This window comes from Nocardia sp. NPDC004340 (assembly GCF_053602575.1).
In genome coordinates, this window is the sequence record NZ_JBSGDW010000004.1 from 896648 (window position 1) to 921592 (window position 24945).

Consider the following 24945-nt stretch of genomic DNA (forward strand, 5'->3'; position numbering starts at 1 on the left):
GTCAGTCTAGGTGACGAAATCGCTCGTTCTCCTGGAGGTTCCCATGCGGAAATGGCTCCCCCTCGTCGCGGCCTGCCTGGGCACGCTGATGCTTCTCATCGACGTCACGATCGTGAATGTCGCCCTGCCCGACATCGCCGTCGATCTCGGCACCGGCCTGTCCGGATTGCAGTGGGTCGTCGACGGTTACGCTCTCGCCCTGGCCGCGCTGTTGCTGGTCCTGGGCTCGCTCGCCGACCGGGTCGGCGCGAAACCCACCTATCTGGTGGGCCTGGTCCTGTTCGCGGCCGCCTCGCTGGCCTGCGGTGTCGCGCAGTCCGCGGAGGTGCTGGTGGCCGCGCGCGCCACGCAGGGCATCGGCGGCGCGGCCATGCTGGCGACGACGCTGTCCCTGTTGCACGCCACCTACACCGGCAAGGAGCGCGGTGTGGCGTTCGGCGCGTGGGGCGCGGTGGCGGGCGCGTCCGCGGGCATCGGCGTGGTGCTCGGCGGTGTGCTGACCGATCTGCTGTCGTGGCGGTGGATCTTCTTCGTGAACCTGCCCATCGCGGCGATCACGATTCCCTTGACCGCCATCGCTTTCGGCCCGTCGCCGCGCCGCGCCGATCGTGGTGTGGACCTGCCGGGTATGGCGGCGTTCGCGCTGGCGGCGACCGCGGTGACCTACGGCATCATTCGCGGCGGTGAACACGGCTGGACCGATGCCCGCGCGGTGACCGCCCTGATCGCCGGTGCGGCAGCTCTGCTGGCGTTCCTGGCCGTCGAATCCCGCAGCGCCGCACCGATGCTGCCGCTGACCCTGCTGCGTCACACCGGCTTGGTCGCGACCTTGATCGCCGCTCTCGGCATGAGTTTCGCCGCCTTCGCGGCCAGCCCGCTGATCTCGCTGTGGCTCCAGCAGCAACTGCACCTGACTCCGCTGCGGGCCGGGCTGTCGCTGCTGCCGATGTCGGTGAGCGCCTTCCTGACGTCGGGCGTGTTCGGCCGGCAGCTGCACGACCTGTCGCCGAGGTGGTCGATCGGGGGCGGCCTGCTCACGATCGGCGTGGGCAGCGGGCTGCTGACCCTGATCGACGCCGGATCGTCCTGGACCGCCGCGGTTCCCGGGCTGCTGGTGATCGGCGCCGGCGTCGGCGTGATGGCCCCGCCGCTGGTGGCCGTGGGCATGGCCGCCGTCCCGCCGCAGCAGAGCGGGACGGCGGCCGGGGCGGTGAACACCGCGCGGCAGCTGGGCCTGGCGCTCGGGGTCGCGGTGCTGGGCACCGTGTTCCGCGGCGCCGCCGGTGACGGCCGTCCGACGCTGCCGCACTTCGTGACGGGTCTGGATTCGGCGGTCGCGGTGGCGAGTGCCGTCGGAATCGTGTGTGGCGTCGCGGTTTTCGCGCTCTTCCGCACCCACGAACGCGATACCGAACCGGCTCCCGCTCCCGCGCTGGTCTGACCGTTAGCGCACAGGGAGGAGGGCGTCGTCCTCCTCCTCGGTGCGCGGGCCGAAGATGCGGCGCTCGGACTCGGCGATCGGCACATCGTTGATGCTGGCCTCGCGGCGCGACATGCGGCCGTCGGGCGCGAACTCCCAGAGTTCGTTGCCGTAGCTGCGATGCCACCGACCCTCGTCGTCGTGCCATTCGTACTGGAAACGGACGGCGATGCGGTTCTCGGTGAAGGTCCACAGGTCCTTGCGCAGGGCGTAGCCGTTCTCGGTGGACCATTTGCGCTTCAGGAAGTCGACGATCTCGGCGTGGCCGGTGAGGAATTCGTCGCGATTGCGCCAGACGGAATCCTCGGTGTACGCCTGCGCGACCTTCTCGGGATCGCGGGTGTTCCAGGCGTTTTCGGCGGCGCGAACCTTCTGCTTCGCGGATTCCAGGTCGAAGGGCGGCAGTGGAGGACGCATGGCGGCGGGCCTTTCGGGTTGACGGGGATCGCGGGTCAGGGGTTGACCGGCGACAGCTCGGGGTCGGTCCAGCGCAGGGGCGTGGCGCCCGAGATCTCGACGACCTCGGTGACGGTGAAATCGATGGCGCATTGCGCGCCGGGCGTGAAAACCGCCTCGTCCCAGGTGATCTCGGCGGTTCCGGTGAGTTGCAGGGTGGCCCCGGTCCCCCAGTCGGGCACGAGCAGGCCGCAGCGCGGATCGGCGGCGATATTGCCGAGGGTCATGAACATGGAGTTGCCACGGTAGTCGGGCCAGCGCAGGCGGGTCGGGGAAAGCACCTGCAGGAAGCCGGGATTGCCGCCGCGATGGGAGGCGTCGGCGTGCCCGTCGGCGTCGGCGGATGCGACGAAGAAGGTGTCGGCGCATGAGACGAGTTCCCGCTGAGCGGCATCCAACTCCGTGCCGCGGCGCACCTCCGGCGTCGCGCCCGCGATCCATTCCTCGACCCCTCGACGGGAAATGTACTTCGGGCAGTTCGAATACACCTGTTCGGTGTCGATGCGCAGTCCGGTCGCGGTGGGCGCGACCACCCCGTTGACCCGCATGCGACGGCGCGTCTGCGGCTGCAAGGCGATCATCCCGACATGCCGTGTGCCGCGCAGCGATTCGGCCAGCGGGTCACCAGCCACCGGTGTCGCCTCGACCTCGATGACGCGCTCGCCGGTGGCGTGGACGAACCCGGGCGACCCCGCCAGCTGGCCCGCCCACATATGGCCCGCGTCATCGGCGGCGGCCAGGACGATCATCGGCTGTTCGGCCAGGAATTGCGCGGCGGCGGCCGGAATGTCGGGCCGGATCATCCGGCCGACCCGCTGCGCGATGTCGGCCTGGCCCAGCCGCCGCTGCACCGCCAGTTCCCCGGGGTGATAGGCGACCCCGCCGGGCAGGTCCCGGACCCGTATGTCGTTCATGTCCGTCTCCCTTCGGGGGCTCGGTTCGGTAGCGAGGCGCCGCAGCGGCACCCCATGCGAATCCCGCGGTGGCAGTCCGATATTCCGGCTCAGAAGAACCCGCAGGTCGGGGCGCTGCCCGAGGGAGCGGGAGCGTGCTCGGCGCCCGAGGGCGCGTACACCTCGAGGCGGATGCCGTCCGGGTCGATGAAGAAGATGCCGCCGGAGGCCGCGCCCTCGCCGTGGGCGACGACGCCGTCGTGCGCGAACGCGACGTCCAGGTCCTTCAGCGCGGTCTCCACCGCACGGACCTGGTCGATGGTGTCGACCTGGAACGAGAGGTGGTGCAGGCCGGGAGTTTTCGCCGAGAACTCGCCGTCGCTCTGCTGCCACAGCGTGACCTGCAGCTGCCCGTCGCGCCCGAGGAAGGCGAAGCGCTGCGCGCCCTCCCCGCCCGCGCCGAGCTGTTCGAAGCCGAGTGCGCGCCGATAGAAGGACACCGAGCGGTCGAGGTCGGTGACATTGAGGCCGATGTGCCCGGTGGCGAGGACGGGTGCGGTCATGATGAATCCCTTCGGAATGATCTAACCCATGTTCTTTGTTTGACAGGTTAGAAACTAGTCGCGTGGGTCGCCCACCGTCAACCCCTATAGTTGATTTGTCTGGTTAGAAGGGAGTGGATGATCCGATGACGACATGGAGCCGGTTACCCTCAGACGTGCCCGAACCACGCCCCCACCTCGGTGAACCGCCCGCGTTGGACCTGCTCAACACGCGCTGGATAGCGCAGACGGGCCCGCAGGATCTGCTCACCGATGTGGCCGGCGCCCGGCAGTGGCTGGCCGACAACGATCTCGACATGCCCGCCGACGAGGACACGCTCAATGCCCTGATAGCCGCCCGCGACGCGATCCTGCGCGTGGTCAAGGCCGACTCCGCGGATGATCCGCACATCGCCGACGACCTCAATGCGGTGCTCGCGCACGGCCGCATCCGCCGCGCCCTGACCGCAGCGGGCCCGGCCGACGTCCCCGAGGTCGCCGACCCGGCCTGGCTACCCGCCTGGCTCGCCGCCGACAACCTGCTACACCTGCTGGCGAGCTCCCCCGAACGCATCAAGCAGTGTGCGCACCCGCACTGTGTCCTGTGGTTCCTGGACACCTCCAAGAACGGCACCCGCCGCTGGCATTCCATGGCGGCGTGCGGCAATCGCGCCAAGGCGACGCGGCACTACGCGAAGAAGACCCAGTCGGAGCAGTCCGCCGGGTAACCCGAATTCACCAGCGCGACTTCGGTACATCGAATTCCGCGCACAGCGCCCGCCACACGTCGCGGGGATCGATCCCCGCCTCGATGGCCTGCGCGCCGGTCCGCCCCATGGACGGCAGCACGTGATCGGCCAGCAGCGCGTCGGCGCGCGCCGTGCCGAACTCGGTATGCATCAACTCCTGAAACTCCGTCAGCCGCACGGCCGCGAGCCTACGCCACCGACCGAATCCGGCCGGTGGCATACCGGTCCGACCGGATCGCCCGACTCGTACACGACCGGTTGGTCCGGAACTCGCGCCGCTGGTCCGACACTCTCCGAGCAGGCGGCGTCAGCGCACAACGGCGTGACAGATCTCGACCGGGTCGACGGTGTCCGCGATGCCGGCGGCGGCCGACTCCGCGGCGGTCTTGTAGGCGGGATCGTCCAGGATGCGTTTCACCGCGTCCCGCAGGGCCTCGGGGGTGAGCGGCCGCACGAACAGGGAACTGCCTTGGCGGGCCGCGCGATTGGCGAGCTCCCACTGGTCGCCGCCACCGGGAACGGTGACGATCGGGACGCCTGACAACAGGGTCTTGGCGAGCAGACCGTGTCCGCCACCGCCGATCACGACCGAGGCGTGCCGCAGCAGTTCGTCCTGACGACCCAAACCGGCTGTGGCCCAGGACGGGAGGTCGGTGGGCGGGGTGTCGAGGGTGGAGATGGCGACACGAACGCCCGCGCCCTCGAACGCCGCCAATGCGGCCTCCGCCAGACCGACCTGGCCGGTCTGAGCGGTCGAGGGGGCGACCATGACCAGCGGTTCGTCGCCGGGCGGCAGGTCGAGGATGTGAGAGGTGGGCTCCCACAGCAGGGGCCCGACCAGGTGGGCGTTCTCCGGCCAGTCCGGCCGCGGCACCTCCAGGGCGGGCAGCGTGGCGATCAGCCGGGCATCGGGCCCCGGATCCTCCGCGGGCAGGCCGATACTGGCCCGCGCCTGCTCACGCTGCACTTCTCCGCGTCGCACGGCGCGCGAGCTCAGCCCGCGCAGCACCGAGTCCCGGGCCCGACCGCGCAGCCCCTCTCCCGCCGCGAGGCCACTCCCGATGGGCGGCAACCCCTTCGACTGCAGGTACAGCGGATGCGGCGACAGTTCCACCCACGGCAGCCGCAACCGCTCCGCGGCCATCCCACCGCCGGCGGTGAGCACGTCCGACACCACGAGTTCGGGCAGCATGGCGCTCAGATCCGGCAGGATCTCGGTCGAGATATGCGCGGCCCGTTGATGAATCCGCGCCCCGGCGTCATTGTCGTCGTCCTCGGCCCGCGGCGCGAGGCCCTTGAGCCGTCGCACCCCGATCCCGGCGTCGCGGGCGGCGTCGAACCAGCGCGGGCTGGTGAACAGCACCGGCTCGTCCCCGGCCGCCAGCAATCGTTCACACAACGCAATCGCCGGAAACGCATGCCCCGGATCAGGCCCGGCCACCACCGCTACTCGCACGCAGCCAGGGTGCCACACCCGCCCGACAGTTCCGGAACCTCACCCGCATTCCGACCTCGCGCCGCCGGGCGGACGGCGGCATCCCAGCTCAGCCCGCGAAGCGGTACAGCTCGAAGCTGAGGGCTCGGGCGGCGGGGAAGCCCTCCTTGGGGCCGGTGGTCATCTCGATGACGGCGCGGGCCTGGGCTTCGACGGGTTCGGGGCTGAGGACCTCTAGGTAGCGGCGGTGGGCGGTGAGGGATTCGACGGCGGCCTCGACGGTGTCGGTGACGTCGAGGCCGTGGCTACCGTCGCCGACGCCGTAGACGGCGGCCCAGCGCGGGGACCAGGCGGGCAGGTCAGCGATGTCGGGGTGGATCCACTCGTTGCCCGCGTCGGAGACGGCGTCGAGGGCGGCGCGGCCGACGGCGCGGTGGTCGGCGGAGTTGACGTAGCCGCGCGCCCAGGTGTCGCCGTAGTTGAACAGGAGCACCATTTCGGGGCGGTGGCGGCGGATGGCGGCGGCCAGGTCGCGCCGCAGGGCGAGGGATTCCTCGATGCGGCCGTCCGGGTAGCCGAGGAATTCGACCGAGCTGACGCCGACGATCTTGGCCGAGGCCCGCTCCTCGTCCTCGCGCAGCGGCCCCGCCTCGGCGGGCGACAGCCCCGCGATACCGGCCTCACCACTGCTGACCAGCACGTAGCGAATGTCCTTACCCTGCCCGGTCCATCGTGCGACCGCGGCGGCGGCCCCGTACTCGATGTCGTCGGGATGCGCCACGATGACGATCCCCCGCTGCCAGTCCTCGGGAAGCTGCTCCATGCCTGTATTCAACTCCGGCCGCACCGGCCCGCGCCACCAGGGCACGAACTTCGCACCCCGGACCCGTATCGCGTCGCCCGCGCCGAGCCGGCAGCGGCGGATCACAGCATGCTGAGCACGCCCTCGAACGCCGCCTCGGCCGCTCCCAGCAGTTTGAGATCCGGTCCCAGACAAGACTTCTCGATCCGCACCCCGCCGAATGCCCGGCTCACCATGCTGCGCCGGTGCACCTCCTCGCGGACCCGCGCGATCGCTCCGTCGGGCAGCGCGGTGAACAGGTCGCCCAGCACCACCAGTTCGGGTCCGAGAATGTTCACGACATTGACCAGCCCGAGCGTCAGCCAGTCCAGGTACTCGTCGAGCTGGGATTCCCAATTCCCGCCCAGCGCACGCAGTTCGGCCACGATCGCGCCGCGCGGACCGTGCTCGGGCATGCCGAGGGCCCGGCACAGCGCCGCCTCCCCCACCTCACCCTCCCAGCAGCCCTCGTTGCCGCAGTAGCACTTTCGCCCGCCGGGTCGCACCGTCATGTGCCCGATCTCGCCCATGTACCCGGCCTGCCCGCGCAGCAGCGCGCCCTGGGCGATGAGCCCGCCGCCCACCCCGACATCGGCGGACACGAACACCGCGTCGGCGGCGGTGCGCCCCGCACCCCTGACATGCTCTGCGAGAGCGCCGAATTCGGCGTCGTTGCCGACCGTGACCGGCACATCCAGCACCGCCCGCAGCCGCTGCCCGAGCGCCACCTCGCCCCAGCGCAGATTCGCGGCATGGTGCACCAGCCCGTCGGCGCGCCGCACCACCCCGGGCACGCACACCCCGGCCGCGACCGGCCGCAGCCCCAGATCCTCGGCCAGGATCGCCGAGGACTCCGCGACGTGGGTGATCACCTCGTCCGGTTCCCGTTGCCTCCCACGCAGATTCCAGCTGTTGCGGCCCATGATCTGCCCGCCGAACCCGACCAGCGCGATCCCCACGTGCTCGACCTGCACGTCCACCGCCAGCACCACCGCCGCCTCGGGTTGCGGCAGCACCAGCAGCGACGGCCGTCCGGCCCCACGGGCCAGCCGCGGCACCTTCTCCTCCACCACGCCGTCCTCGGCGAGCCCGTCCACGAGCATCTTGATGGTGGATCGGTTGAGCCCGAGTTCGGCCGCGAGGGTCGCGCGGGTGGCGGGGCCTCCGGTGTGTAGCAGCCGCAGGAGGGTCGACCGGTTGAACCGGCGCACCTCGTCCGGACGGGCGACGGTCATGAACTCGGATATACCATCGCGCGGCTCACCGACCGGACATCGCCACGCGGCGTCTCGACAGCGCGTCGACGGAGGCGGCCAGCAGCAGCACCAGCCCGGTCACGATGGACACCACCGCCGCCGGTTGCCGCAGCAGGCCCAGCCCGTTCGACACCACCGCCAGCACCGCGCCGCCGATCACCGCGTCGGCGACCCGCCCGCGCCCCCCGAACAGCGACGTCCCGCCGATCACGGCCGCGCCGACCGCGAACAGCAGCGTATTGAGCCCGCCCGCTTGCGGATCCACCGAACCGACCTTCGAGGAGTAGACGATCGCCCCGACCGCCGCGCACGCGGAACTGATCACGAAGACGCTGGCCCGCAACTGGGTGACATTGATGCCCGCGCGCCGCGCCGCCTCGACATTGCCGCCGACCGCGTAGATGTGACGGCCGTAGGTGGTCCGCGTCAGCACGTAGGTTCCGGCGACCAGCAGCACCAGCACGATCGGAACCACGTACGGCACACCGGAAATGACGATCAGCGAGCTCGGCGACCGGTTGACGGTGAGCAGCGCCGTCACGACGACCGCGAAGATCACCAGCGCCGAAACCTTCACCACCACCAGCGCCGTCGGCCGCGTCACCAGCCCCCGCCGCCGGCGCAGCACGTGCCCGCCGAGCGTGACCACGGCGTACCCGCCCGCCGCCACCACGCACAGCGCCCAGCTGCCCACCGTCGACAGATTCCCGTTGGCCACCGCGTCGAGCACGTGCGAGGAACTGATCCCCAGCACCCCACCCTCCCCGATGAGCTGCAGGATCACGCCCTGCCACGCCAGGAACAGCGCCAGCGTCACCACGAACGACGGCATCCCGATCTTGGCGATCAGGAACCCGGTGATGGACCCGATGGCCGCGCCCACGCATACCGCGAGCAGCATCTCCACCCACGGATTCGCGGACAGGCCCAGGACCGTCAGCAGAATCCCGAGCAGCGAGAACGCCACCCCCGGCCAGATCCGCAGCAGCCCCGCCAGGATCGCGGCCAGCGCCAGCATGGCGTTGAACACGAAGAACACCGTCGACCCCATGCCGGTCAACAGGTTCCCGTTCTCCACGTAGTGCATGGCCAGCACCGCGCCCGCCACCCCGGAGGCCGTGCCCGCCGACAGATCGATCTCGCCGATCAGCAGCACGAACACGATCCCGATGGCGATGATGGTCTGCCCCGCGCCCTGCGCCAGCAGGTTGGCGATGTTGTTGAGCGAGAAGAACACATCCGAGAGGGCCGAGAAGAACACGATCAACGCCACGAGGCCGAGAATCGCGGGCAGCGAACCGATCTCGCCGCCGCGCAGCCGAGCCATATAGTCGCTCAAAGCTTCTCGCACCGACAGTGTCGTGGTGTCGATTCCGAAGTCGGTGACGGCGGTCCCGGATTCGGCCGTCGCTTCGGGAACATTGGTCATAGCGGTGGATTCCTCGCTCACATCGCCACCGCTTCCGGACGCGCCAACCCGAGATCCCCCGAGCGCCCGGCGGTGATCAACTCCACCACCTGCCCGGTGGTGACGTCGGCGGTCCGCACCTGCGCGGCCATCCGCCCCAGGTACAGCACTGCGATCCGATCCGCGACCTCGAAGACGTCGGCCAGGTTGTGGCTGATCAACATCACCCCGAGACCTTGTTCGGCCAGCCGCCGCACCAGATCCAGCACCTGCCGTGTCTGCGCGACGCCGAGCGCCGCGGTGGGTTCGTCGAGCAGCACCAGATTGCTGTTCCACAGCACGGCTTTGGCGATCGCCACGGTCTGGCGTTGCCCGCCGGAAAGTGCCGCGACCGGGGTGCGCACCGATTTCACGGTGCGCACCCCCAACGAGGCCAGGGTGCGCCGCGCCGCCTCCTCCATGCTCGCCTCGTCCAGCAGCCACGGCTTGCCGCGCTCCCGGCCGAGGAACATATTGGCCACGATGTCGAGATTGTCGGCCAGGGCCAGGTCCTGGTAGACGACCTCGATGCCGAGCGCCGCCGCGTCCTTGGCGCCACGCAGGTGAACGGGTTCGCCCCGGAATCGCACCTCGCCCGAATCGGCGGCGTGGATTCCGGCGACACATTTCACCAGCGTGGATTTGCCCGCGCCATTGTCACCGACGAGTGCGGTGACCTCGCCCGCCGGCACGGTGAGGTCCACGTCGTGCAGCACGTGCACCGGTCCGAAACTCTTGTTCAGGCCGGTGATCCGGAGCAGCGGCTCATTCATGCCGAATCCTCAGGCGATGCCGAGCGCGGAGCAGGCGGACTTGACGTCACCGGAGCAGACGTCACCGGCCTTCACGAAGCCGGAGTCCACCACCTGCTTGACCTCGGTCTTGGTGATCGGTTGCGGTTGCAGCAGTACGGATTTCACGTCCCGCTTGCCCTTCGGGTCCTGGCTCACGGCCTGTGCCAGCGCGTCCGCGGCCGCCTTGTCACCCTTGGCCAGGGCGACGGCGAGTTTGGCCGCGTTCTCCGCCTCCTCCTTGATGGGCTTGAACACGGTCATGTACTGGTCCCCGCGCAGCACCGCCTTGAGCCCGTCGACGGTGGCGTCTTGACCGGTCACCGGCACCTTGCCATTGAGGCCGTTCTTCTTCAGCACCGTGATCACCGCCCCCGCCAGGCCGTCGTTGGCGGCGACCACGCCGTCGACCTTGCCGCCATTGCCGGTGAGGATCTGCTCGAAGGTGGTGCCGCCCTTCTGGTTGTTCCAGTCGTCGATGGGCTGGCTGCGCACCAGTTTCAGCGCGCCCGAATCGTAGAGCGGCTGCAACGCCTTCTGCTGGCCCTGGTGGAAGAGAGTGGCGTTGTTGTCGGTCGGCGCGCCCTCGATCTCCACGACCTGCGCGCCCGGCTTGTCCCTGAGTGCGGTCGCCAAGCCCTGGCCCTGCAGCTCACCGACCTTCACATTGTCGAAGGACACGTAGTAGTCGGAGGATCCGCCGAGGTTGAGGCGGTCGTAGTCGATGGTCGGGATGCCCGCCTTCTTGGCCTTGGCCGCGACGGCGCTGCCGACCTCACTGTTGATGGCGGCGATCACCAGGACCTTGACGCCTTTGGAGATCATGCCGTCGGCGAGGGTGGTGAACTTCTGGACGTCGCCCTGCGCGTTCTGGACGTCGGCGTCGAATCCGGCCTGGTTCAAGGCATTTCGCAGCAGGGGCTTGTCGAAGGATTCCCAGCGGGCCGAAGTGGCCGTCTCGGGGAGGATGACACCGACCGTCCCGTTTCCCCCGCCACCGGCGGGAGCGTTGGACGTGGCGGTGTCGGTACTGGAATTGGATCCGCAGGCGGTGAGGGTGAGCAAGCCGGACAGAGCCAGCGCGGCGGCGGCGTAACCCCGTCGACGTCCGGACTTCTTCGGCGGGAGCGCGCTTTTCGTCCTCATCAGGGTGACCTTTCAGCAGCGGTCACTGGGTTGCGACCGCACACACGGCATATGTTGTGGGCAACAACATATGCCGTGCGCGGTCACGGAGGGGACGATTCGCCAAAACTGGCGAGGCCGATCAGGGCAGTAGAATGACCTTTCCACCGGCGTGGCCGTCCATCACGAAGGTATGCGCCGCAGCCACTTCCGCCAGCGGGAACGTCTTCGCGATGGCCAGATCCAGCTTGCCCGCCGACAGCAGCGGCAGCAGTTCACGCCAGGCATTGCCGCGGATCTCGGTGCCCGGATCGGCGCCGGGGCCCTGGCCGAGCACCTTGAAACCGTCGGTGGCCGCGCGGCCGAAGGCCACGATGCTCGCGATCCGGCCGCGGTCGGCGACCAGTTCGAGAGAGACGTCCACCGCCTCGTCGGTGCCGGCCGTGTCGATGGCGGCGTCGATTCCTTTGGGGGCCAAGGCCTTCACCCGATCGGCCAGACCGGGACCGTAGGCGACGGGTTCGACGCCGTACGCCCGCAGCCGCTCGTGACGACTCGGCGAGGCGGTGCCGATCACCCGGGCGCCGCGCGCGACCGCCAGCTGGGCGGCCAGAGCGCCGACGCTGCCCGCCGCGCCGTGCACGAGCACGGTGTCACCGGGGCCGACGGCGGTGGCGGCGAGTAGATGCACCGCGGTGCCGCCGACACTGAGCACGCCCGCGGCCTGCTTCCAGTCCACGTCGGCGGGCTTGGGCACGACGCGGGAGGCGTTCGCGGTGACCGCGGTGGCGTATCCGCCGCCCACCGTCGCGATGACCTCGTCACCGACCTCGATCGGCCCGGCCGGGCCCACCGCGTCGGGGCCGATGGCGGTGACCACGCCGGCCACCTCGAGCCCCAGCCGGATCGGCAGCTTGCTCGGATCGGTGCCGAACGCACCGCTGTAGAGCTTGTAGTCGAAGGGATTCACCCCGGCGGCACGCACCGCGATGGTGACGTCGCCAGGCCCCGGGTCGGGCACATCGACGTCGATGAGCGACAAGACTTCCGGTCCACCGTAAGCGGTGGCAACGACAGCAGTAGCCATACGGCGATCATACGGAGAACGGACCGCCCGCCCGGGTCTCCCCGGGTAGACGGTCCGTCGTGGGCCGTACGGTCAGAACTTGCTCAGCGGCGACTTGTCCTTCGACCCCGACACCGCCTTGTACAGCAGGTACAGGCCGAAGATGACCGCGCTCACCATCAGGATGGGGAACAGGCTCTTGATCAGCGCGCCGAGAATCATGAAAGCGATCCAGACGAGGACGACGACGCCGAGAATCTTCCAGAACATTCCTTGCCTCCTAGTTTCCGAACCGCCGTCCGCGCGATCCGACACCATCCATACTGCGTCGGCCGGGCCAGAAAATCACCAGGTCAGCCGCGATATCCGGGACAGAATCAGGGTTCACCCCGAGGTCGTGCGACTGTCCAGGAGCGGTCGATCCGGCGTGCCGGACCCCGCCCTACCTGCGGTGCTGCCGGCCGAGGCCGCCGCGGGCGTCGCTGCCCCCGGCAATCGCGCGCACGCGCGCCCGAAGCGCGACCCCGGGGTCCACAGATGCGGGAATGGGACGCGCCGCCGCGACATCGATGCGGGCGGCAGTGCGGGCATTGACGAGAGAGCCCCAGACCACACGGAGTTCTCGTCTCGGACGCGGGCAGTTCTCAGGGACGCGTTCGGAAACGCTGGTCGGCCAGTTCGGTGAGCGCCTGAGCCCACCCGTCGAGCCGATCGGCGGCATCGCGCAGCCCGACCATGGCCCAGCCGAGATCATCGGCCACCGCGGCGCTTTCGGGCACGGCCAGCACCCGGGCGGCCGCCTCGACCATGCCCTCGAATTCGACCACGCCACCGTCGAGACGGACCGACACGGCCCGAACATGCTCACCCAGAGGCGAATTCGACCCCAGCGCACCGGCGGCCTGCTCCATGGCGACCACATCCTGCGCGAGAGCGTGCAGAGCGGCCGCACCCGACGCGGCGGTCTCGAGCGTGTCGTCGAGATCATCCGCCGGTAGTCGCCCGGACCGCGCGATCTGCGCGTGCAACCCGTGCAATGCCCGCTCCGCCCGCACCAACCGCGCGATCGAAGCCCGCGCCGCCGACCGGATCGGCGGCAACTTCCGCGGCACGAACGCCGCCTGCGGCAAGGGCTCCCGCCGCATGTCCAGATACCGCCGCGCCGTCACCGCGGTCCCGGTCACCAGCGCGACCGCGCCGCCGCCGACCACGACCACCGCCCACGCGGGCGCCGAGATCAACACCAGCCCAACGGTTCCGGCCGTCGTCAACCCGGAGGCTGTCCCGAGCCGGAAACTCCGCCGCCGAGCCCGTCGCCGCTTCCGCAGCTCCCGCTCCCGCGGATCGGCCCACTTCCGCACGGCCACCAACGCCTGCTCCCCCACACCCCGCAAGGTGTCCGGCAGCCGCTGCGCCAACTCCTCGGGCTCGAACCCGGTGGGCGCCAACACCTCCCGCACCGCTTCGGTGGCCCGCTCCCGCCGTGCCCGCTTCTTCGCACGCCGACCGGACGCTCGAACCTCGGGACCGGCCGACTGGTTGCGCGGGGCAGCGGCATCGATTGGCGCGCCGAATTGTCCAGTGGCTCCGGCCGGTACCGCGCCCGATGGCCGCGGTTCCGAGTTCGAGGGGGCAGGCTGCACGTCGCGTCCGATCGGACGCTTGCGGCTGCGCCACCCTGTCGATGCGGCCGTCGGCGGGACCTGCGGCACGGCGTGAGGCGCCGACCGGGGCGCGTGGGGCGGGGCTGTCGTCGACTGCATGGGATCGGATTGCGCAGGCGCGGTGGCGGCTCGGGCAGTGGAGTGGTCATCGAAGGGCGCGCCTGCTGAGGCAGCGGCCTGACCGACGGGGTTTGGTTCCGGCGCCTGGAAACCGGTTGGAGAGGGTGCAGAAGCCGTTCCGGGCCCGGAGGTTTCGGGTTGCGCGGGTGGCTGGGAGTTTGCGGGCGCACCGAACGGAGAGGGGAAGCCCGGGATGGGATCGGGGGTTTTCGTCCGGGGTCGACGGAGAAAACGGGCAGGGGAGGTCGCGGGACTCTGGTCGGCCCGCGATCTCCCCATCGTGTACTACTTTCCGCGCAGCAGTTACTGCTGGGCGGCCTGGCCCTTGTTGAACGGCTGCGCCGCCGGCTGGGCGGGCTGGCCCTGCGGGATCTGCTGCTGGGCGCCGCCCGACGGCAGGGCGTCGCCGCGCATGGAGGCGCGGATCTGCTCGAGGCGGCTGTGGCCGGCCATCTGGATCGAGGCCTGCTGGACCTCCATCATGCGGCCCTGGACCGAGTTCTGGGCCAGCTCGGCCGAACCCAGGGCGTTGGCGTAGCGGCGCTCGATCTTCTCGCGCACCGCGTCCAGGCTCGGGGTGGTGCCGGGGGCCGACAGGGTGGAGTCCATCTGCTGCAGCGAGGCCGAGACCTGCTCCTGCATCTTGGCCTGCTCCAGCTGGGACAGCAGCTTGGTGCGCTCGGCGACCTTCTGCTGCAGCAGCATGGCGTTCTGCTCGACGGCCTTCTTGGCCTGGGCGGCGGCCTGCAGCGACTGGTCGTGCAGCACCTTCAGGTCTTCGACCGACTGCTCGGCCGTCACCAGCTGCGCGGCGAAAGCCTCTGCGGCATTGGTGTACTGGATCGCCTTCTCGGTGTCGCCCGCGCCGGTGGCCTGGTCGGCGAGCATAACCGCCTGGCGCGCATTGGCATTGAGCTTCTCGACCTCGTCCAGCTGACGATTGAGCTTCATCTCCAGCTGGCGCTGGTTGCCGATCACCGACGCGGCCTGCTGCGACAGGGCCTGATGCTGGCGCTGGGCTTCCTCGATGGCCTGCTGGATCTGAACCTTCGGATCCGCATGCTCTTCGATCTTCGAGTCGAAGAGGGCCATCAGGTACTTCCAGGCCTTCACGAACGGATTAGCCATCGATTGATCCCGCCTCCATATGACGTGCCGCGCCCCGTAGCGCGACAGTAGTGCGCGACCGTCGCGCACCCCTGTTGTCCCATATCTCCACTGTGCAACGGTCGTTCCAGAGATTTCGGCAACAGCACGACCTCTCCGGGACGAAGCCTACAGAGAATTTATCCCTTTCGGCCCCTCAGTACAGCGATCACTTGGCGGCGACCAGCACCAGACGATCCGACTTGGGGGCCGGAATCACGATGCGGGGGCCGAAAGTTCCGTCCGCGGCCATCGCCACGTCACCATCGCCACCCCGGACGGGCACCTTCGCGGCGGCCTTGTCGGCGTCGGCCATGGTGGAGCTCACATCGAACAGCACCTGCGCCAGCGGGACGTCCAGGGCCTGGCAGATGGCGGCGAGCAGCTCGCTCGACGCCTCCTTGCGACCCCGTTCGACCTCGGACAGGTACCCCAGGCTCACTCGCGCGGAGGTCGAGACCTCACGCAACGTCCGGCTCTGGGCGACCCGAGCGCGCCGCAGGCTTTCCCCGATGGCTTCTCGCAGCAGCGTCATCTCGTTCTCCTCACACTCGTCTCGCCGGACCCAGCGTTTGACTGGACAACGTCCGGCGTCGGCCGCGCGTTCCCGGTGTCGTCACTCGCCCCGAACCAAGCGGACGAGCTCGGTGACCGCGGCGCGTACCGCGCCCACCCTGATCGTCCACCGGTCTCCCGGCAACTTCAACCGAAGCACCTCGGTGGACTCCGGACCCGCTATACCAACAAATACCGTGCCAACCGGTCGGCCGTCCTGTGGTTCGGGTCCAGCGACTCCGGTGAGTCCGATTCCCCAGTCCGCTCCGCACCGCTCACGTGCGCCGACGGCGAGCTGCTCGGCGGTGCTCGCGGACACCGGACCATCCGAGGTCAGCGTGTCGGCACTCACGCCGGCGAGCGACGCTTTGAGGTCGGTGGCGTAGACGATCAGCCCACCCCGTAACACCGCGCTCGCGCCCGGAATTCCCGCGATGGTCGCGCTGAGCAGTCCGGCGGTCAGCGATTCCGCGGTGGCCACGGTCTGCTCGGCCGCGATCAGGGCGGCCACCAGATCGGCGGCGGGCGCGGAGGTGACCAGCGGGTCGGGCGGGATGGGACCGGCGGTCGCTACGCGCGACAGCAGGCCGTCGATGTCCGGCCGGACCTCACGCGGCACGACTGCCGCCCGGCGACCCGAACCACAGCCGGGCCGCTTGCACGACGTAATCGAGACCGGTGACCACCGTCAGCAGCACGGCCAGGTACATCAGGTCCATTCCGGCCGTGGCGAAGGAGCCCGACAGCGGCAGCAGCAGCACGCCGATGGCGACCGACTGGACCAGCGTCTTGAGCTTGCCGCCGCGGCCCGCGGGAATCACCCCGCGCCGGACCACGGCCAGCCGCAGCAGGGTGACGCCCAGTTCGCGGGCCACGATCACCAGCGTGATCCACCAGGGCAGATCGTGCAGCATGGACAGCCCGATCAGCGCGGCCCCGATCAGCGCCTTGTCCGCGATCGGATCGGCCAGCTTGCCGAAGTCGGTGACCAGACCGTATTTGCGGGCCAGTTGCCCGTCGATGCGATCGGTGATGGCGGCGACGCCGAACGCGGCCGCCGCGACCCAGCGCCACTGCGGGTCGTGTCCGCCGCGGGCGAACAACGCCATCAGGAACAGCGGCACGATGAGAATGCGCAGGATCGTGAGCACATTGGCGATGTTCAGCAGCGGCACCGGCTTCGGCTCGACCAGCGTCTCCGCCCGGTGCGCGGCCAGGGCGTCCGGCCGGTCGGTCTGCGGACGAGCGGCGGGCGCGAAGCCCGGACTCACCGCGGGACGGGGGTCGGCCCAGCGCCCCTCGATCTCGTCACGCTGCACCGTCACCAGCGCCCCCACCGGCCGCGGGACCGGCCACGGTTTCCGGACCAGGCCGGGATGCGGGAGAGCTGGATGTGCGACACACCGACAAGCCTATCGGTACGCGGGCCGACTACTGTGCACCCCATGACAACACGGGCACCAGACAGCGGTTCGATCGGCGGGCAGGCGGCGGGAGCGCCGGTCGTCCGCCGAGCGCGAACCTCTGACGTGCCCGAGATCAAACACCTCATCGACATCTACGCCGGCCGCATCCTGCTCGAGAAGAACCTGGTCACTCTCTACGAGGCGGTGCAGGAGTTCTGGGTCGCCGAACGCGACGGGGTGATCCTCGGCTGCGGGGCGCTGCACGTGCTGTGGGCCGACCTCGGCGAGGTGCGCACGGTCGCGGTGCTCCCCGACATCAAGGGCACCGGCGCGGGGCGGCTGATCGTGGAGCAGCTCATCGCGGTCGCGCGGGAGCTGGAATTGCGGCGGCTGTTCGTGCTCACCTTCGAGGTGGAGTTCTTCGCCCGGCACGGGTTCGCGGAGATCGAGGGCACGCCGGTGACGGCGGAGGTGTACGCCGAGATGTGCCGGTCCTACGACACCGGTGTCGCCGAATTCCTGGACCTGTCCTACGTCAAGCCGAACACGCTCGGGAATACCCGAATGCTGTTGACGCTCTGACTCTTCCGTATCCGTCACCGACTTCGATCAGGAGCGTGCCCATGGCCGTCTTCGCCGTCCACTACGTCTACTCCGAGGCCACCGTCCCGGCCCGCGACATCCACCGGCCCGAGCACCGGGCCTGGCTGAACGCACTCGTCGACGAGGGCACCGTGCTCACCAGCGGGCCCTACGCGGACGGGTCCGGGGCGCTCATCCTGGTCTCGGCCGAGGATCTGGCCGCGGTCACCAAGCTGTTCGAGGACGACCCGTTCAATCGGGAGGGCCTGCTCGAGGACAAGCGGATCACCGAATGGTTGCCGACCATGGGCGCGTTCGTTCCCTGAACCACGCACTGCGCCAGATGATCACGGCACTGGTCGCGATCATCAGCAGCGGATAGCAGCCCGCGTAGGTCGGCACGGTGAGGTACGCCCACCACACCGACCGGTCTGCGCGGGGCAGCATGAACAGGCCGATGCCGATCGGGTGCGGGGAGCCCTCCATGGGCGGACGGTCGGAAAAGGTCCACCACCAGCTGAATCCGATGAGGACGACGGCCGCGGGGGCCAGCATCGCCCAGCGGACGGTGGCGGTGCGCGCGTAATGCCAGGTCAGAATCGCCAACGGCATGAACCACACCCAGTGGTGTCCCCAGGAGAACGGGGAGACGCAGGCGGCGGTCATACCTGTCACCGTGACGGCAAGTAGCTCACGGTTCGCGCGGTGGGCCAGGACGGCGGCGAGCAGGCCGAGGACCGCGACCGGCAGCACCACGAGCACCCAGAGCCAGGCTGGGGGCTCGAACACCGTCGCGCCGAACGGGCTCGACGTGAAGCGCTCGATGCCGAAGAAGCGCAGCAGCTGCGCGAGAAAGCCGTTCAGGGACTGGTTGGCCGGGGAATCGACCGCGCCGACACGCTCGGGGGCGGCGATCTGGCGACTCCAGTAGGACCAGGCCTCGTGCGGCCGTAGAAGGAAGCCGATCGCGACGGTCGCGGCGAACGCCCCCGACGCGACGCCCAGGGCCCGCCATTGACGGGTGCAGGCGAGGTAGACCATGAAGAAGATCGGCGTCAGTTTGATCCCGGCCGCGAGCCCGACGCCCGCGCCGCGCAGCGATGCCGCGCGCGGTCTCGTGAGGTCCCAGACGACCAGCAATGCCAGGAAGATGTTGATCTGGCCCAGCCAGATGGTCGTGCGCACCGGTTCCAGCACCGTGCACACCACCGCGAGCGGGAGCGCGAACATCCACGTGCGCAGCTTGTTCCGGTATCCCACGGCGATCAGGCAGCGCCCGGCGAGGGCGATGAGAGCCGCGAGGGTGGCCGTCCACCAGAGGGCTTTGACCGTGACGAGGGAGAACAGCGTGAGCGGCACGAAGGCCAGGGCCGCGAACGGGGTGTAGGTGAACTCCATGCCGAACACCACCGGACCGTCGTAGAGGCCCGATCGCGCGCGGATCACCGCACCGCCGGCCTGATAGACGTCCAGATCGACGCCATTGTCGAACAGTCCGTAGTAGGGATCATCGATCGGCAGTGCGTATATGTGCCACACGATCGCGGCCGCCGCGAGCAGCAAGCCGATGATCAGCATCCGGTCGGTCACTTCGGGCTCGGCGCGCGGGTTCCGCACCCTGGCGACAAACTCTTTAGCCCCCGCAACCATTAATCCACAATAACCCGACAATCAGGACACCGGGTGCAATCACTTGCGACACAACAGGTTTCACATCACCCCGGATGCACATGACCGACCGAGCCCCGGACCGGTCTGCGTCGGTTCGGGGCCCGCTCGGGGGTAATCGCCCATGGTGATCGCTCAGCATGTTTGACAAAACAGGACAGTACCGGCCGCGACACGCCCCGAAACGGACGTGTGAGCCGCGACACACGCCCTGGCCAGTGGTCCCACGCGGTTGTGGGTGTTGCCGGTCGGCTCAACTCCACACGAGGCGCGTACACCTGAGCCCGAATATAGTGGGCCACTGCCTATTTCGCGGCACGACAAAGACAATTACATTCCGATCGAGCGAATCATCTTGCGCCGGAGCCGAACCGGAGCCACGCCGGATTCGAAGCGCTCCCGCTATTGCTTCCGCGCCCAGCGGGCGAACTGGAATCCATCGGTATCGAAGATGATGTGCTGGCAGTCCATCCGCAGCTGAGCCGGACGCTCGGTATGGGTGATGCGGCGGGCATCGCCGCAGACCACGGTGGGTGCGGTGGTGACGCAGAGTTCGTCGAGCACGTCGTCGGCCGCCAGCTGGCCCGCCAGGCTCGGGCCGCCCTCGCACAGGATGCGGCGCATGCCCAGGCCGACGAGGGTGTCCATGATGGCGGGGGTCTCGACGCGATCCGGGCCCAGCTCGACGACCTGTGCGCCCGCGGCGGCCAGATCGCGCTTGGCGGCGGCCGGCGCGGCGGCGGTGGTCAGGATGATCGGCGGGACGATCGTATCGGTGAGCAGCCGCGAGCCCGGGTCGATGTCGGCGCGGCCGGTGACCACCGCGAGCGGCGGAATCGGTTCCAGGCCCAGCGTTTTGCGGCGCTGCTGCCCGGATTCCGAGATCCGGATGCCCCGGTAGTCCTCGATCCGGATGGTGGCGGCCCCGACCAGGACGACATCGGCGAGGCTGCGCAGCAGTTTCAGAATGCGCTGATCCAGGGGGCTGGTCAGGCCGCTGGAGGAGCCGTCGGTGCTGATCGCGCCGTCCACGGAAGCCACGAAGTTCGCGCGGACCTGCGGCTCGGTGGTGTCCGGGTAGGCGTAGAGGTCGGCGAGGTCGTCGTCGGTGAGGCCGGTGGCGCCGACGATGTCGGGGATCCCTGCCGCCGAGGTTCCGCTGGTTGTCATCGGACGCCCTTTCCTTCTCGATCCACGGTGAGCCCTGCTCGATCCGTGCCGAGCAGAGCCAGGAACAGCCGGGTGGCGACCGATTCGTACGGTTCGGTCATCGGGTCGCCGTAGGCGGTCGCGCCGGGCATGGCCGCGGCCCGCCGTCGCGCGGCGGTGGCCAGTGCGCCCATGATGCCCGCCGAACGCTGGATCGCCGACTTCTTCGCCCAGGCGAGTCCCCGCGCCGCGTCGGGCAGCAGGGCCTCGCAGGCCAGGCGCAGGCACAGCTTGTCGGCCGGTTCTCCGTCGTGTTCACCGAAAAGCGCTGTCGGGGCGAAGGTCTCGGCGACCTCCCACATGCGGACGGTCTGGAAGACGTGCACGAACCGGTCGGCGTACTCCCCCATGATCCGCGGATAGAAGTCCGGCACCAGGCGCGCGTGGACGAAGTTGTTCGCCGATTCCTTGCGGATGGTGCGGTCGAGTTCCTCGACGGCCTCGGGCGAGCCGATCGGATGCCGCAGTTGCTTGCCGCCCGCGACGATCGCGTCGGCGCCGCTGCCGGTGAGGATCGGGCCGACCGCGCCGAGGCGGTCCAGGGCGGGCAGCGCGGCGAGCAGCGGGACGGCGTAGGTGACCTCCCACAGCTCCGGCACGCCGAGGCGGTCGATCGCGTGCGCGGCCAGGTCGACGACGGCGGGCTCGTCGATCTCGACGACCTCGTGGGTGAGGCCGAGCGCCCGCGCCGCGGCTTCCGCGTTCTCCCGGTCCGTACCGCCCTCGGAGACAATGGTGATCGCGTGCGGGCGCGCACCGGCCGCGACGGCGGCGGCCGCGACCAGGATCGAGTCGACTCCGCCCGACAGCAGCACCACCGGATCGGCGGTCGCGGCGTCGAGCACGGCCCGCAGCCGATCCCGCAACTCCTGCCCGATCAGTTCGGCCGCCACCACGGGGTCGGCGACCTGCCGCAATCCCGGATCGGGTGCGGCGATATCGCGCAGGTCGGCGACGAACTGCATGGTCTCGCCGGTCTGGTCGGCGCGGACCCGCTCGTTGCGAGCAGTCGTCATGGGTTCGATACTCCTTCGCCGCGGATCACGCAGTCGAACCTACAACACCCGGCCTTTCGGAAATTCCAGCCGTGACGGGGCAAATCGGGCACGCCGGACGGGTTTCGGCCTCGAATAGGAAGCGTGGCGGCCCGTGATCATGTCCGGGCCGCCGGCGTTTCGAATTCACCCGTGCGCAGCGTGAATCCGTCCGCGCACCTCCCCGAAAGGATGAGCAGCGTCATGTCCGCCCGCGCCGTTCTCGTGATCGTGATTCACCTGATTCTCGCCGCAGTCATGGCCACCCCCGCCTCCGCCGAGCCACTACGCCCGGGCCGGTATCGCATCTTCCTGGAGGCGCAACCGGCCTACACGCTGCGCCCGGCGGTGACGGCCCCCACCGGCGCGAAGGCGATCGTCGACGACGGCGCGGACGTGAATCGCTGGGAGACGGTGCTGATCACCTACAAGCCCGCGGGTCCGCTGTACCAGCTGCTCAATTCCTCGACCCGGTTGTGTCTGCAACCGGTCAAGCTCGATCCGGTCACCTACTCCGTGGGCCAGGCCGTGTGCGGGGTCGCCGACACGGGCCTGTGGTACGTGAGCGAGACCGCAGGCAATCATCGCGTCAGCCTGGCGTCCGACCCCAGTCTGACCCTTTACGGCGATACCGCGTCGGCGGTGCCGATCGCGCTGCTCGGTCACGTCAGCGACGAGCCGCGTGCCCGCTGGGTATTCAAGCGGCTCTAGCCGCGATCGCCCTTGGTTTCGGGCGCGTCGCCGGATCCGATGCGGCGTGGTTTGGCGATGGGCCGCATGCCGGTGGCCGGGGCATCCTCACCGGCTCGGCGCCGGCGCGCCGCGTTGAAGTCGATGACACTGCCGTCGCCACGGCCCGCCTCGGGGGCGGGCGCGGGGTGCTGGGCGCGGCCCGGATCGATCGGCAGCCAGCCCGTCTCACCCTGCAGTTCCGCGCGCGTCACCGGCCGGGTAGGCGCGGGATCGTAGGCGGAGCCGCCCGCCGGATTCCAGGGCATGGACGGCGGGCCGGGGGCCGGATCGGTGGTGCGCCGCGGGCGACGCGGCAGGCGGGTCAGATTCGAATCGTCCTTTTCGGGCGTGGCAGCCTCGCCTGCCCGCATGGCTTCCAGCTTCGCGCGCAGCCGTTCCACGGCATCGAACCGGTTCGCGCCGGGCCCCGGCAGGGATCCCCGCCCCGGCACTTCCTGGTCCGACATCGAACTATCCTCCGACGGGTGCCACGACACCCGCCGGCGCCCCGTGCTGATCTTTGATCGTCTTTATCACGTCACTCACGTCTGCATTCTCCCATTCGTGATAAATCAACGATAGCTGGGCGGATGGCGAGGTGAGGAAGCCCGCCCGGCCAGTTCGATACTTTCGATCAGCGGCGCACCACCCGCCGAGTCAGCGCAGTCCCGCGAAGAGATCGGTTTCCTGGCCGGCCTCCACCGTGAGCTTGGAGGTACGGCGCACGAAACTCTCGGTCCCGAAGAACGACTGCTGCATCTCCGCGGGCAATCGCAGCAACGGCACGCTGTCGGCCTGGCTGGCATGTGCTTCGAGCGCTTTGATCTTCCGTGAGACATACGGCGCGACATCCACGATCGTAGTGATCTCATCGATGGGCGTGCCGAAGTCCGCCGGCGGATCGAAATCGATCATCCCCTGCGCCCGCATGACCTTGAACCGCTCGAGCGAGGGCTCCCGCGGAATCGCGGTGTAGTACAGCTTGTCCGGGATCCCGGTCGAAGCTACCGCCGTCACGGTGATCCGATTGGCCTGAATGTGATCGGGATGCCCGTAATTCCCGTTCTCGTCGTACGTCACCACCACCTGTGGCCGGTACTGCCGCATCAGGTCCGCCAGTCGCGCCGCCGCCTGATCGACCGGCGTATTCCAGAACGCCTCCGGATGCTGGTTCCCATCCCACCCGACCATCCCGGAGTCCCGATACCCCAACAACTCGACATGCTCGATCCCCAGCAGCGCCACCGACTCTCGAAGCTCCGAAAGCCGCTGCACCCGAACAGCATCCGGATCGTGCCCCGCCTCGCCCGGCTTGATTCCCCCGGGCGCATCCCCCTGCTCCCCATTGGTGCAGGTCACCAGCACCGTCCGGATCCCCTCGGCGGCATAGTGCGCGAGCACCCCACCCGTCCCGATGACCTCATCGTCGGGATGGGCGTGCACGGCCATGATCGTCAGCTGCTCGGTCATGAGTCCTCGTCTGTATCCGCACGGCGCTTCCGTGCTCATCCTCGAATGAACACCACGGCCTGTCCCCGGATTCCGACCGGCACGGAATCGTTCATCCTGCCGCCGGCACGACAGCGGTCCGGCCCGGGCATCTCGACTCGGAGCCGGCCCATGGAATCAGACTGGCCGGCATGTGATTCCGGTCATGATTCAGAATGAGTCTTGACCTGTCCGAATCGAGATGATTCGATCTGAATCATCATGGACCGACAGAATCAGCCGACACGGGGCGCGACCGAGGGCGCGGCGACAGCCGCGAATTCGGTTGTGCGCCAGTCGCATCCGCGCCAGCAATTGGGCGCGGAGCTACGTCGGTTGCGGGACCTGGCCGGGATCTCCGGGCGGGAGCTGGCGAAGCGGGTCGGGATCAGCCAGTCGACGTTGTCGCGGATCGAGGCGGGGACCGTGGTTCCGCCGCTACCGCAGGTGCTCGGCTGGGCCGAAGCGGTTGGGGCGGAGGAGGATTCTCGGCAGTCGCTGCGTTCGCTCACCGAGGCGGCGCACACGCCCGAGGTGGAGGAGTGGGCGGGCGCGCTCGCGAACCGCCCGCATCTGCAGGACGACGTGCAGGCCTTCGAGCGGGACGCGCAGGTGGTGCGGAACTTCCAGCCCGCGCTGGTGCCGGGCCTGCTGCAGACCGCGGACTACGCGCGCCGAGTGTTCGACACCTTCGACCCGCCCTACGCGCCCGAGGCGGCGGCGGCCGCGCTGGCCGCGCGCCTGGATCGGCAGCAGGTGTTGTACGACCCCGCGAAGCGGTTCGAATTCCTGATCACCGAAGCGGCCCTGCGTTTTCGGCCGGGACCGCATCGGGTACTGCTGGCCCAGCTGGACCGGATCACCTCGATCGAAACCCTCGATACGGTCACGATCGGGGTGATTCCGCAGGATATCGAGGCGAGCACCACGATTCCGCACGGCTTCGTCATCTACGAGAACGAGGACCATGCGGTCGCTTCCGCGGAGCCGATCCCGGGCAGCATGGTCACTCGCGGACCCGAACTCGTCGACGCCCATCGCCGCCGCTGGGACGCGCTGGCTCGAATGGCCTTGTTCGACAACGATGCCCGCGAATTCCTCGCGGCAATTCGCGATGAAATCCACCGCATCGCAACCCAATGACCATTTTCCAGCGGCCGTCGAGGGGTCGGCCGCACGTGGGGGTGGTGGTGGGGGGGGGGGGGGGGGGGGGAGCACCCCCAAAAAAAAACAAAAACAAAAAAAAAAAGAAAACACCAC

28 protein-coding genes are annotated in these 24945 nt (G+C 69.3%); 6 read left to right on the plus strand and 22 right to left on the minus strand.

Annotated elements, in window-relative coordinates; translation table 11 throughout:
- The first annotated feature begins 43 nt into the window (after window positions 1-43).
- Complete coding sequence (locus ACWEOI_RS20825; protein WP_452360625.1) at window positions 44-1441, plus strand: MFS transporter; 1398 nt, start codon at window positions 44-46, stop codon at window positions 1439-1441.
- A 3-nt stretch (window positions 1442-1444) separates the two neighbouring features.
- On the opposite strand, the gene ACWEOI_RS20830 is transcribed toward ACWEOI_RS20825, so the two are convergent.
- The 3 genes from ACWEOI_RS20830 to ACWEOI_RS20840 form a co-directional block, all read right to left on the minus strand.
- Window positions 1445-1897, minus strand: a complete 453-nt coding sequence (locus ACWEOI_RS20830) for a nuclear transport factor 2 family protein (RefSeq protein WP_433672329.1) — start codon at window positions 1895-1897, stop codon at window positions 1445-1447.
- A 35-nt stretch (window positions 1898-1932) separates the two neighbouring features.
- Window positions 1933-2850 carry a pyridoxamine 5'-phosphate oxidase family protein gene (locus tag ACWEOI_RS20835; RefSeq protein ID WP_452360626.1) on the minus strand — a complete coding sequence of 306 codons (918 nt, stop codon included), beginning with the start codon at window positions 2848-2850 and terminating at the stop codon, window positions 1933-1935.
- An 89-nt stretch (window positions 2851-2939) separates the two neighbouring features.
- Window positions 2940-3392 carry a VOC family protein gene (locus tag ACWEOI_RS20840; protein WP_379280123.1) on the minus strand — a complete coding sequence of 151 codons (453 nt, stop codon included), beginning with the start codon at window positions 3390-3392 and terminating at the stop codon, window positions 2940-2942.
- 125 nt (window positions 3393-3517) lie between these two features.
- On the opposite strand from ACWEOI_RS20840, the gene ACWEOI_RS20845 reads away from it, so the two are divergent.
- Complete coding sequence (locus ACWEOI_RS20845; protein ID WP_452360627.1) at window positions 3518-4099, plus strand: CGNR zinc finger domain-containing protein; 582 nt, start codon at window positions 3518-3520, stop codon at window positions 4097-4099.
- 7 nt (window positions 4100-4106) lie between these two features.
- On the opposite strand, the gene ACWEOI_RS20850 is transcribed toward ACWEOI_RS20845, so the two are convergent.
- The 14 genes from ACWEOI_RS20850 to pgsA form a co-directional block, all read right to left on the minus strand.
- The gene (locus ACWEOI_RS20850) at window positions 4107-4298 is read right to left on the minus strand and encodes a DUF3046 domain-containing protein (RefSeq protein ID WP_433672325.1); all 192 of its coding nucleotides are present in this window, start codon (window positions 4296-4298) and stop codon (window positions 4107-4109) included.
- A gap of 129 nt (window positions 4299-4427) precedes the next feature.
- Window positions 4428-5576, minus strand: coding sequence for a glycosyltransferase (locus ACWEOI_RS20855; protein ID WP_452360628.1), 1149 nt, complete (start codon window positions 5574-5576; stop codon window positions 4428-4430).
- A gap of 88 nt (window positions 5577-5664) precedes the next feature.
- Window positions 5665-6378 (minus strand): PIG-L deacetylase family protein, encoded by a 714-nt coding sequence (locus tag ACWEOI_RS20860; protein ID WP_452360629.1) that lies wholly within the window; start codon window positions 6376-6378, stop codon window positions 5665-5667.
- A 101-nt stretch (window positions 6379-6479) separates the two neighbouring features.
- On the minus strand, window positions 6480-7631 hold the full coding sequence (locus ACWEOI_RS20865) for an ROK family protein (RefSeq protein ID WP_433672322.1): 1152 nt from the start codon (window positions 7629-7631) through the stop codon (window positions 6480-6482).
- Window positions 7632-7656: 25 nt separating this feature from the next.
- Window positions 7657-9081 carry a sugar ABC transporter permease gene (locus ACWEOI_RS20870; protein WP_452360630.1) on the minus strand — a complete coding sequence of 475 codons (1425 nt, stop codon included), beginning with the start codon at window positions 9079-9081 and terminating at the stop codon, window positions 7657-7659.
- 17 nt (window positions 9082-9098) lie between these two features.
- A complete protein-coding gene (locus tag ACWEOI_RS20875; protein ID WP_433672320.1) occupies window positions 9099-9872 on the minus strand; it encodes an ATP-binding cassette domain-containing protein in 774 nt (257 codons plus the stop codon).
- A gap of 9 nt (window positions 9873-9881) precedes the next feature.
- A complete protein-coding gene (locus tag ACWEOI_RS20880; RefSeq protein ID WP_452360631.1) occupies window positions 9882-11036 on the minus strand; it encodes a sugar ABC transporter substrate-binding protein in 1155 nt (384 codons plus the stop codon).
- A gap of 121 nt (window positions 11037-11157) precedes the next feature.
- Complete coding sequence (locus ACWEOI_RS20885; protein ID WP_452360632.1) at window positions 11158-12102, minus strand: NADP-dependent oxidoreductase; 945 nt, start codon at window positions 12100-12102, stop codon at window positions 11158-11160.
- Between the two features lie 72 nt (window positions 12103-12174).
- Window positions 12175-12351 (minus strand): hypothetical protein, encoded by a 177-nt coding sequence (locus ACWEOI_RS20890; protein WP_357096697.1) that lies wholly within the window; start codon window positions 12349-12351, stop codon window positions 12175-12177.
- A 374-nt stretch (window positions 12352-12725) separates the two neighbouring features.
- The gene (gene pspM / locus ACWEOI_RS20895; protein WP_433672317.1) at window positions 12726-13532 is read right to left on the minus strand and encodes a phage shock envelope stress response protein PspM; all 807 of its coding nucleotides are present in this window, start codon (window positions 13530-13532) and stop codon (window positions 12726-12728) included.
- A gap of 636 nt (window positions 13533-14168) precedes the next feature.
- On the minus strand, window positions 14169-14993 hold the full coding sequence (gene pspA / locus ACWEOI_RS20900) for a phage shock protein PspA (RefSeq protein WP_357096702.1): 825 nt from the start codon (window positions 14991-14993) through the stop codon (window positions 14169-14171).
- Window positions 14994-15180: 187 nt separating this feature from the next.
- Window positions 15181-15546 (minus strand): helix-turn-helix domain-containing protein, encoded by a 366-nt coding sequence (locus ACWEOI_RS20905; RefSeq protein ID WP_213556733.1) that lies wholly within the window; start codon window positions 15544-15546, stop codon window positions 15181-15183.
- A gap of 81 nt (window positions 15547-15627) precedes the next feature.
- Window positions 15628-16122 carry a CinA family protein gene (locus ACWEOI_RS20910; protein WP_433673297.1) on the minus strand — a complete coding sequence of 165 codons (495 nt, stop codon included), beginning with the start codon at window positions 16120-16122 and terminating at the stop codon, window positions 15628-15630.
- A gap of 52 nt (window positions 16123-16174) precedes the next feature.
- Complete coding sequence (gene pgsA, locus ACWEOI_RS20915; RefSeq protein ID WP_433673296.1) at window positions 16175-16837, minus strand: CDP-diacylglycerol--glycerol-3-phosphate 3-phosphatidyltransferase; 663 nt, start codon at window positions 16835-16837, stop codon at window positions 16175-16177.
- Between the two features lie 174 nt (window positions 16838-17011).
- On the opposite strand from pgsA, the gene ACWEOI_RS20920 reads away from it, so the two are divergent.
- Window positions 17012-17554 carry an amino-acid N-acetyltransferase gene (locus ACWEOI_RS20920; protein ID WP_452360633.1) on the plus strand — a complete coding sequence of 181 codons (543 nt, stop codon included), beginning with the start codon at window positions 17012-17014 and terminating at the stop codon, window positions 17552-17554.
- 41 nt (window positions 17555-17595) lie between these two features.
- Entirely contained in the window at window positions 17596-17880 is a 285-nt protein-coding gene (locus ACWEOI_RS20925; RefSeq protein ID WP_404205266.1) for a YciI family protein, read from the plus strand.
- Here ACWEOI_RS20925 and ACWEOI_RS20930 read toward each other — a convergent pair.
- The 3 genes from ACWEOI_RS20930 to ACWEOI_RS20940 form a co-directional block, all read right to left on the minus strand.
- Window positions 17840-19171 (minus strand): glycosyltransferase 87 family protein, encoded by a 1332-nt coding sequence (locus ACWEOI_RS20930; protein ID WP_452360634.1) that lies wholly within the window; start codon window positions 19169-19171, stop codon window positions 17840-17842. The genes ACWEOI_RS20925 and ACWEOI_RS20930 overlap by 41 nt on opposite strands.
- A 453-nt stretch (window positions 19172-19624) precedes the next feature.
- Window positions 19625-20392: a pyrimidine reductase family protein gene (locus ACWEOI_RS20935; protein ID WP_433672315.1), complete on the minus strand. Its 768-nt coding sequence runs from the start codon at window positions 20390-20392 to the stop codon at window positions 19625-19627.
- Window positions 20389-21447: an asparagine synthase-related protein gene (locus ACWEOI_RS20940; RefSeq protein ID WP_452360635.1), complete on the minus strand. Its 1059-nt coding sequence runs from the start codon at window positions 21445-21447 to the stop codon at window positions 20389-20391. The genes ACWEOI_RS20935 and ACWEOI_RS20940 overlap by 4 nt, the downstream gene beginning before the upstream one ends.
- Before the next feature lie 222 nt (window positions 21448-21669).
- Here ACWEOI_RS20940 and ACWEOI_RS20945 point away from each other — a divergent pair, with 222 nt between their 5' ends.
- On the plus strand, window positions 21670-22176 hold the full coding sequence (locus tag ACWEOI_RS20945) for a hypothetical protein (RefSeq protein WP_452360636.1): 507 nt from the start codon (window positions 21670-21672) through the stop codon (window positions 22174-22176).
- Here the strand turns inward: ACWEOI_RS20945 and ACWEOI_RS20950 are convergent.
- Both ACWEOI_RS20950 and ACWEOI_RS20955 read right to left on the minus strand, forming a co-directional pair.
- Window positions 22173-22664, minus strand: coding sequence for a hypothetical protein (locus ACWEOI_RS20950; RefSeq protein WP_433672312.1), 492 nt, complete (start codon window positions 22662-22664; stop codon window positions 22173-22175). The two genes, ACWEOI_RS20945 and ACWEOI_RS20950, sit on opposite strands and share 4 nt — an antisense overlap.
- 190 nt (window positions 22665-22854) lie before the next feature.
- Entirely contained in the window at window positions 22855-23667 is an 813-nt protein-coding gene (locus tag ACWEOI_RS20955) for a PIG-L family deacetylase (protein ID WP_452360637.1), read from the minus strand.
- A gap of 240 nt (window positions 23668-23907) precedes the next feature.
- Between ACWEOI_RS20955 and ACWEOI_RS20960 the strand changes: the two genes are divergently transcribed.
- Window positions 23908-24828 carry a helix-turn-helix domain-containing protein gene (locus ACWEOI_RS20960; protein ID WP_452360638.1) on the plus strand — a complete coding sequence of 307 codons (921 nt, stop codon included), beginning with the start codon at window positions 23908-23910 and terminating at the stop codon, window positions 24826-24828.
- Window positions 24829-24945 lie beyond the last annotated feature (117 nt).

What these genes read in the sequence shown, in the direction of transcription:
- ACWEOI_RS20825 (WP_452360625.1), top strand. Translation starts at nt 44, where the DNA reads ATGCGGAAATGGCTCCCCCTCGTCGCGGCCTGCCTGGGCACGCTGATG.
- ACWEOI_RS20830 (WP_433672329.1), bottom strand. Translation starts at nt 1,897, where the DNA reads ATGCGTCCTCCACTGCCGCCCTTCGACCTGGAATCCGCGAAGCAGAAG.
- ACWEOI_RS20835 (WP_452360626.1), bottom strand. Translation starts at nt 2,850, where the DNA reads ATGAACGACATACGGGTCCGGGACCTGCCCGGCGGGGTCGCCTATCAC.
- ACWEOI_RS20840 (WP_379280123.1), bottom strand. Translation starts at nt 3,392, where the DNA reads ATGACCGCACCCGTCCTCGCCACCGGGCACATCGGCCTCAATGTCACC.
- ACWEOI_RS20845 (WP_452360627.1), top strand. Translation starts at nt 3,518, where the DNA reads ATGACGACATGGAGCCGGTTACCCTCAGACGTGCCCGAACCACGCCCC.
- ACWEOI_RS20860 (WP_452360629.1), bottom strand. Translation starts at nt 6,378, where the DNA reads ATGGAGCAGCTTCCCGAGGACTGGCAGCGGGGGATCGTCATCGTGGCG.
- ACWEOI_RS20865 (WP_433672322.1), bottom strand. Translation starts at nt 7,631, where the DNA reads ATGACCGTCGCCCGTCCGGACGAGGTGCGCCGGTTCAACCGGTCGACC.
- ACWEOI_RS20870 (WP_452360630.1), bottom strand. Translation starts at nt 9,081, where the DNA reads ATGACCAATGTTCCCGAAGCGACGGCCGAATCCGGGACCGCCGTCACC.
- ACWEOI_RS20875 (WP_433672320.1), bottom strand. Translation starts at nt 9,872, where the DNA reads ATGAATGAGCCGCTGCTCCGGATCACCGGCCTGAACAAGAGTTTCGGA.
- ACWEOI_RS20880 (WP_452360631.1), bottom strand. Translation starts at nt 11,036, where the DNA reads ATGAGGACGAAAAGCGCGCTCCCGCCGAAGAAGTCCGGACGTCGACGG.
- ACWEOI_RS20885 (WP_452360632.1), bottom strand. Translation starts at nt 12,102, where the DNA reads ATGGCTACTGCTGTCGTTGCCACCGCTTACGGTGGACCGGAAGTCTTG.
- ACWEOI_RS20890 (WP_357096697.1), bottom strand. Translation starts at nt 12,351, where the DNA reads ATGTTCTGGAAGATTCTCGGCGTCGTCGTCCTCGTCTGGATCGCTTTC.
- pspA (WP_357096702.1), bottom strand. Translation starts at nt 14,993, where the DNA reads ATGGCTAATCCGTTCGTGAAGGCCTGGAAGTACCTGATGGCCCTCTTC.
- ACWEOI_RS20905 (WP_213556733.1), bottom strand. Translation starts at nt 15,546, where the DNA reads ATGACGCTGCTGCGAGAAGCCATCGGGGAAAGCCTGCGGCGCGCTCGG.
- ACWEOI_RS20920 (WP_452360633.1), top strand. Translation starts at nt 17,012, where the DNA reads ATGACAACACGGGCACCAGACAGCGGTTCGATCGGCGGGCAGGCGGCG.
- ACWEOI_RS20925 (WP_404205266.1), top strand. Translation starts at nt 17,596, where the DNA reads ATGGCCGTCTTCGCCGTCCACTACGTCTACTCCGAGGCCACCGTCCCG.
- ACWEOI_RS20935 (WP_433672315.1), bottom strand. Translation starts at nt 20,392, where the DNA reads ATGACAACCAGCGGAACCTCGGCGGCAGGGATCCCCGACATCGTCGGC.
- ACWEOI_RS20940 (WP_452360635.1), bottom strand. Translation starts at nt 21,447, where the DNA reads ATGACGACTGCTCGCAACGAGCGGGTCCGCGCCGACCAGACCGGCGAG.
- ACWEOI_RS20945 (WP_452360636.1), top strand. Translation starts at nt 21,670, where the DNA reads ATGTCCGCCCGCGCCGTTCTCGTGATCGTGATTCACCTGATTCTCGCC.
- ACWEOI_RS20950 (WP_433672312.1), bottom strand. Translation starts at nt 22,664, where the DNA reads ATGTCGGACCAGGAAGTGCCGGGGCGGGGATCCCTGCCGGGGCCCGGC.
- ACWEOI_RS20955 (WP_452360637.1), bottom strand. Translation starts at nt 23,667, where the DNA reads ATGACCGAGCAGCTGACGATCATGGCCGTGCACGCCCATCCCGACGAT.
- ACWEOI_RS20960 (WP_452360638.1), top strand. Translation starts at nt 23,908, where the DNA reads ATGGACCGACAGAATCAGCCGACACGGGGCGCGACCGAGGGCGCGGCG.